The organism is Amnibacterium sp. (genome assembly GCF_051956055.1).
GTDB lineage: Bacteria > Actinomycetota > Actinomycetes > Actinomycetales > Microbacteriaceae > Amnibacterium.
Genome location: NZ_JBQCGC010000014.1, coordinates 39,871 through 46,476, shown reverse-complemented (window position 1 = coordinate 46,476; position 6,606 = coordinate 39,871). Strand labels below are relative to the sequence as shown.

Here is a 6,606-nt window from a genome sequence, read left to right as displayed (position 1 = left end):
TCGCCGCGGTGATCATCGCGATCGCCGCTCCGGCCGCGAAGCCGGTGCGCGAGCGGATCGACTTCGCCGGCGCGCTCGTGATCGCCGCCGGGATCGCGCTGCTCGTCTTCGGGCTGCAGCAGGCCGGGACGTGGGGATGGGCCTCGCCCGCGGTCGTCGGCGCCGTGCTCGCCGGAGTCGCGCTCCTCGTCCTGTTCGTGCTGCTGGAGCGGAGGGTCGAGGTGCCGCTCGTGCGCCTCGCCGTCTTCCGGGAGCGCGGCTTCACGATCGCGACGATCGCCACGCTCGTCGCGTCGTTCGCGTTCCTCAGCAGCTTCTTCTTCCTGAGCGTCTACGGGCAGGTCGCCGAGCGGCTCACCGCGCAGTCGACCGGGCTGCTCTTCCTCGACTTCTTCGTCGGCTTCGTGATCGCGTCGCGCATCGGCGCCAGGCGGTTCGACCGGCTCGGCGCCCGCAGCGTGTTCGTCATCGCGGGGATCATCGGTGCGGCCGGGTTCGCGTGGCTCGCCGTCGCGGTGACCAGCATCCCGGCGCACCCGGGCGACGTGTTCACCCCGCTCACCCTGCCGATCCTCGTGGCCGGCGCGGGGATCGGCTTCATGCTGAGCGCGGCGAGCACCGACGCCGTCAACCGCGCGATCGGTGCCTCCTACGGCGAGGTGAGCGCGATCTCCCAGACCATGCGCAACCTCGGCGGCGCGCTCGGGCTCGCGGTGCTGACGACGCTCGTCACCGAGCGGCTGACGTCGGCCCTCACGTCGTCGTTCGCGGCCCTCGGCGCGCCGGCGTCCGCCGTCGCCGCCGCGGTCGGGCGGATCAGCGGCACGAGCGCGGCGTCCGGCTCGCTCGACCGGCTCCCGGCCGCGGTCCGCGAGCAGTTCGTCCACGCCGTCGCGCAGGGCTACGCGGATAGCGTGGCCTGGGCGTTCGCCGCGATGGCCGGCGCGATGCTCGTCATCACGGCGCTCGGCCTGCTCTACCCGCGCGGCGAGGTCTCCGCAGTGGCGGAGCCGGTCGCCGCCGCTACGGTGTGACCGTGACCGAGCAGGCCGGTGCCGTGCCGGCCTCCGGCGCGGGGAGCCCGTTCGGATCGTGGATCCGCTTCTCGGTCCTCTCCGCCGCCGGCACCGCCGTCGCCGTCGTCGTGGTCCCGGAGTTCGGGATCGCGGCGACGGCGATCGCCGCGATGTGCGCGCTCGCCGTCGGCGGGCTCGTGCTGGCGCTCCTGCGCCCCGACATCGAGGCGCAGCGCCGCGGGGCGTGGCGCTCCTGGACCTGGTCGGGCATCGCGCTCGTGCTGTTCACCGTCGCGGTCGTCGCGGACCAGTGGAGCACGCTGCTGCTGTTCTGCATCTCGCCCGCGGTCTTCCTGGCCTTCGCGCTGCGGACCGCGATCCCGATCATCGTCGTCTTCGACCTCGCGCCCTTCGCGGTCTCGTTGCTCAAGTACCCCTTGACGGTCCCCAACGTGGTGCAGGCGCTCGGGACGGCCGCGGTCACGATCGTCGTGTCGGTCTTCTTCGCCGGCCGGGTGCAGCACGTGGTGCGGGAGAGCGAGGAGCGGCGCAGGCTGATCGAGGAGCTGCGCGCCGGTCAGGCCGAGATCGCGGCGCTGTCGGCCGCGCAGGGCGCGTCGGCCGAACGTGCCCGAATCGCCCGCGAGATGCACGACACCCTCGCGCAGGGATTCGCCTCGATCGTCGCGCTCGGCAACGCGGCCAGGATCGAGCTCGCGACCGACCCCGCCGCGACGGCCCGGCATCTCGAGCTGATCACGGCGACGGCCGCGGAGAACCTCGCCGAGTCGCGCAGGATCATCGCCGCCCTCACGCCCGGCCCGCTCGTCGGGTCGAGCCTCACCGAGGCCGTGCGGCGCACCGTCGCCGCCTTCCGCAGCGAGTCCGGGGTCCAGGCCGATGCGGAGGTGTCGGGCGAGGTCCGCGCGCTCGGGCCCGCCGTCGACGTGGTGCTGCTCCGGGTGACCCAGGAGGCGCTGACCAACGTCCGGCGTCACGCTCACGCCACCCGCGCCGAGGTCCGCCTCGCTTTCGGCGCCGGAGATGTGACGCTCGAGATCACCGACGACGGAGCGGGCTTCGACGCGGCCGCGGTCGGGGACGGCACCACCTTCGGGCTCGCCGGCATGAGCGACCGCGTCGCCGAGATCGGCGGCGAGCTCGCCGTGCGCTCCGAACCGGGCCACGGCACGCGGCTCCGCGTGCGCATCCCGGCGGTAGCCAAGGGGGAGGCGCGGTCGTGATCCGCCTCGTGCTCGCCGACGACCACCCGCTCGTGCGGGAGGGCATCCGGGCGATGCTCGCGACGAACAGCGACATCGACGTGGTCGCCGTCGCGTCGAGCGGCCCCGAAGCCGTCGCGCTCGCCCGATCGGAACGGCCCGATCTCGTCCTCATGGATCTGCGCATGCCCGGGGGCGACGGGGTCGAGGCGACCCGTCGGATCGTCGCGGAGTCGCTCGCCCGCGTGGTGATCCTCACGACCTACGACACCGACGAGGACATCCTCCGCGCGATCGAGGCGGGTGCCTCCGGCTATCTCCTCAAGGACGTCGGTGCCGCCGAGCTCGCCCGCTCGGTCCGCGCCGCCGCCGAGGGGCAGACCGTGCTCGCCAGGCCCGCGGCGGACGCCCTGCTCGGCAGCCTCCGCGGCCCCGGGCCGGCCGCGGCCCCCGTGCTGTCCGTGCAGGAGGTCAACGTGCTGCGCCTCGCCTCCCGCGGCGCCACGAACGCCCGGATCGGTGCCGAGCTCCACATCAGCGAGACCACCGTGAAGACGTATCTGCGGCGCGCGTTCGAGAAGCTCGGGGCGGCGGATCGGACCGCGGCGGTGCGGCGGGCGATCGAGCTGGGCGTCATCTGAGGCCGTCGTGCCCTCGCCGGACCGCCCTGACCCCTCCGGTCAGCCGGCGGCCGGGGCCACCTGTGCGACCGCGGGCGTCGCGTCGTGGGCGAACCCGCCCGTCGAGGTCGGGGCGGGTGCGGACGGCGGCCGCTCGTCCAGGCGGTCCAGCGCGCGCCGCAGATCGTCGAGCAGCAGGTCGGCCATGTCGAGGCTGAACCCGTGGCGGACGACGATCCGCTGCACGGCGAGCTCCGACCGGTCCGGGGGGAGGGTGTACGCGGGCACCAGCCAGCCGCGGGTCCTGAGCGCCTCCGCGAGATCGAAGAGGTTGTGCGGCGCGGTGTCGTCGGCGGTCGTCCAGGTGACCGCGGGGATGCCCTTCACCGGGTCCCCGTCGAACACGACGGTGAACCGCCCCGTCGAGCCGATGCCGTCGGCGAGGTGCTGCGCGACCTCGTACGCGGCCGACTGCACCTTCCGGTACCCCTCCATCCCGAGCCGGAGGAACGTGTAGTACGAGGTGATGACCTGGCCGCCCGGCCGCGAGAAGTTGATGCCCACGGTCGGCATCTGGCCGCCGAGGTAGTTCACGTCGAAGATCAGCTCCTTCGGCAGGTCACCGGCCTCGCGCCAGAGGGCCCATCCCGCACCGATCGGCGCGAGTCCCGTCTTGTGCCCGGACACGTTCAGCGACTTGACCCGCGGAATGCGGAAGTCCCAGACGAGCTCGGGCGCGCAGAACGGGGCGACGAAGCCGCCGCTCGCGGCGTCGACGTGGATCGGGATGTCGAGGCCGGTGCGGGCCTGGAGGTCGTCGAGAGCGGCACTGATCGCCGCCACGTCCTCGAAGAGCCCCGTGAACGTCTGACCGAACGTCACCACGACCGCGATCGTGTTCTCGTCGCACCGGTCGAGGACCTGCTGCGGCGTGAGGACGAACCCGTCGGTCATGGGCGCCTGCCGCAGCTCGACGTCGAAGTAGCGCGCGAACTTCTCCCAGCACACCTGCACCGGCCCGGAGACGAGGTTCGGGTTCCCCGCGGCCAGCCCGGCGTCCCGCCGGCGCGCCCGCCAGCGCCACTTCGCCGCCAGGCCGCCGAGCATCGCCGCCTCGCTGGAGCCGACCGTCGAGGTCCCGGTCGCCGCCGCCGGGTCGGGGGCATGGAACAGGTGCGCGAGCATCGACACGCAACGCGACTCGAGCTCGGCCGTCTGCGGGTACTCGTCCTTGTCGACGATGTTCTTGCTGATCGACTCGGTCATGAGGCGCTCCGCTTCAGGGTCCAGCCATGTCGTGCAGAACGTCGCGAGATTCATCCGGGAGACGCCGTCGAGCAGCAGCTCGTCGTGGACGAGCTGGTACGCGTCGCGCGGGTCCCGCTCATCCGCCGGGAAGCGGTGCTTCGGGGGACGCGTGGTCATGGACCCCGATGCGAACACGTCGTCGAGGTGGTCGTCGGGCGCGGCGCTCGCAGTCACGGGCGTCAGCTTCCTCCCCGCCGCCGCGGCGAGGAAGAGGCGATGGGCGCCGCGCCCTCCAGCGCCCGCCCGCCGCCGCCCGCCCCTGCGCGGCCGGCATGCGGAGAAGGCCCAGTCGGGACCCGGCTGGGGCGCAGCCGGGAGGGAGAAGATGAGCCACCCATTCCGGCAGCTCTGCATGCGCGTCCCGCGCCGCGTCGAGCCGTTCGGGCCGCCCGAGCGAGAGAAGCCCCGGTGTCCTCCGTCTCCGACCGGCTCTGTCCGAGGGAGGGATGCGCGAGCACGGTGACGCTCGCGTCGGAGGCGGACCTCGTGTCCGGCGCGCCGCTGTGGCAGTGCGCGAGCGGGCATCGAGGGCCATCGAGCCTCGGATTCCGAGGCTACGCGGAGTAGCAGGCGGATCGGATGCGCGCAAGCGCCTTGCCGGTGTCGGACCCCTCACGTACTGTCGCCGCTGGTGCCGGGTCAGAGCGGTCCTGCGAAGACAACTCGCCCGTCGCGACGCGAGCAGGACCCGCCGGCACACCGATAGGGGCATCGAGCCTCAGTCAGCAGGTCATGATGACCGCCAGCCTCTTCACGGCCCAGTCGACTTCGTACAGCACACGCGCCTGCCGTTGCGGGCACGCGATGAACCTCGGCCGCTTCGCCGAGGACGACCGCGCCTGCTGGCAGTGCGCGTCCTGCGGACGGTCGAAGCGCCGCTGAGCCGGGAGCGGGTTCAGTCGCGCCCGGCCGCCTCGTAGGCCTTCGCCGGGATCTGGGTCGCGAGCTTCCCGCCGCTCACGTCGATGAGCGCTCCGGTGATGTATCCGGCGGCGTCGCTCGCGAGGAACGTGACCAGGTCGGCGACGTCGTCCGGGGTCTCCCAGCGGCGGAGCGACAGCGTGTCGAGCAGCCGGTCCTGGTCGGCCGCGGTCATCTCGGCGAACCCGTTCATCGCGGTCGGCACCATCCCCGGCGCGTAGGCGTTGACGGTGATGCCCCACGGGCCGAGTTCGCTCGCCAGCACCCGGGTGAACTGCACCACGGCCGCCTTCGATGCGGCGTACGCCGCGCTGCCGACGCTCGGCACGATGGCCGCGAACGATGCGGCGTTGATGATCCGACCCCGGCCGGCGGCGCGCATCACCGGGATGACCGCCTGCGACACGAGGAACACCCCGCCCACGTTGACGTCGAGGCAGGCCTTGAACCGAGCCGGATCGAGGTCCGCGACCTGCCCCTCGACGTTGATGCCCGCGTTGTTCACCAGCACGTCGACCGTGCCGAACCGGGAGACCACCTCGGTGATCGCAGCGTTCACGGAGGCGGCGTCACCGACGTCGCAGGTGATGCCCGCACGGTCCTCGGGCACGCCGTCCGGGAAGGCCAGATCGAGCACGGCGACCTTCGCGCCCTCGCCCACGAGCCGATCGGCGATGCCGCGGCCGATCCCGCGTCCGCCTCCGGTGATCACGACGACCCTGTCGCGCAGGTCGAGCTGCATGTCCGCCTCCTCGGTCCGGATCGAATAGTACTACTATTCGCGCCATGGAATCCGAGGATCGCGTGACGTGGGTCGTGGGCGCCGGCAGCGGGATGGGCCGTGCCGCGGCCGTCGCGGCCGCGACGAGCGGCAGGACCGTGGTCTTGAGCGGTCGCCGGGCCCCGCGGCTCGACGAGGTCGCCCGGACGATCGGCTCGAACGGGGGCCGTGCGCAGGTCGTCTGCGGCGACGCCACCGACCCCGCCTGGGCCCAGGAGGCGGTCGGCGCCGTCATGGGAACGGCCGGCCGGATCGACGAGCTCGTGCTCGCGGCGGGGCTCAACACCCCGCAGCGGCGCTGGAGCGACCAGACGATGCCGGGCTTCGGGGCGGTCGTCACCACGAACCTGCTCGCGACCGCGCAGATCGTCGACGCCGCGCTCCCGGCGCTCCGCGCCCGCGGCGGCACGGTGGTCGTCGTCTCCTCGTACGCGGCGTGGTCCTTCCAGCCCGGCGCCGGGGTCGCGTACAGCGCGAGCAAGGCGGCGCTCGGTGCGGTCTGCAGGACGCTGAACGCCGAGGAGGGCGGCCACGGCGTCCGCGCGACGCACCTCTGCCCCGGTGATGTCGACACGGACTTCCTCGATCAGCGCCCCGTCGTGCCCGATGCGGCGGCCAGGGCCGTGATGCTGCGCCCGGAGGACGTCGCCCGCAGCATCCTGCACGTCCTGGACGCACCGGCCCACGTCCGCATCGACGAGCTCGTGCTCTCGCCGCTGTCGCAGCGGTGACCCCGG

6 protein-coding genes are annotated in these 6,606 nt (G+C 73.2%); 4 read left to right on the top strand and 2 right to left on the bottom strand.

Annotated elements, in window-relative coordinates:
- The 3 genes from ACTHLI_RS02525 to ACTHLI_RS02515 all read left to right on the top strand — a co-directional run.
- The coding region (locus ACTHLI_RS02525) for an MFS transporter (RefSeq protein ID WP_440181255.1) at positions 1–1,034 on the top strand (1,034 nt) is incomplete at its 5' end.
- A gap of 2 nt (positions 1,035–1,036) precedes the next feature.
- Positions 1,037–2,260, top strand: a complete 1,224-nt coding sequence (locus ACTHLI_RS02520) for a sensor histidine kinase (protein WP_440181253.1) — start codon at positions 1,037–1,039, stop codon at positions 2,258–2,260.
- Positions 2,257–2,880, top strand: coding sequence for a response regulator (locus ACTHLI_RS02515; RefSeq protein ID WP_440181251.1), 624 nt, complete (start codon positions 2,257–2,259; stop codon positions 2,878–2,880). The genes ACTHLI_RS02520 and ACTHLI_RS02515 overlap by 4 nt, the downstream gene beginning before the upstream one ends.
- A gap of 39 nt (positions 2,881–2,919) precedes the next feature.
- On the opposite strand, the gene ACTHLI_RS02510 is transcribed toward ACTHLI_RS02515, so the two are convergent.
- Together ACTHLI_RS02510 and ACTHLI_RS02505 are read right to left on the bottom strand one after the other, a co-directional pair.
- A complete protein-coding gene (locus ACTHLI_RS02510; RefSeq protein WP_440181249.1) occupies positions 2,920–4,341 on the bottom strand; it encodes a glutamate decarboxylase in 1,422 nt (473 codons plus the stop codon).
- Positions 4,342–5,062: 721 nt separating this feature from the next.
- Positions 5,063–5,830 (bottom strand): SDR family NAD(P)-dependent oxidoreductase, encoded by a 768-nt coding sequence (locus tag ACTHLI_RS02505; RefSeq protein WP_440181248.1) that lies wholly within the window; start codon positions 5,828–5,830, stop codon positions 5,063–5,065.
- A gap of 44 nt (positions 5,831–5,874) precedes the next feature.
- Between ACTHLI_RS02505 and ACTHLI_RS02500 the strand changes: the two genes are divergently transcribed.
- Complete coding sequence (locus ACTHLI_RS02500) at positions 5,875–6,600, top strand: SDR family oxidoreductase (protein ID WP_440181246.1); 726 nt, start codon at positions 5,875–5,877, stop codon at positions 6,598–6,600.
- Positions 6,601–6,606: the final 6 nt, after the last annotated feature.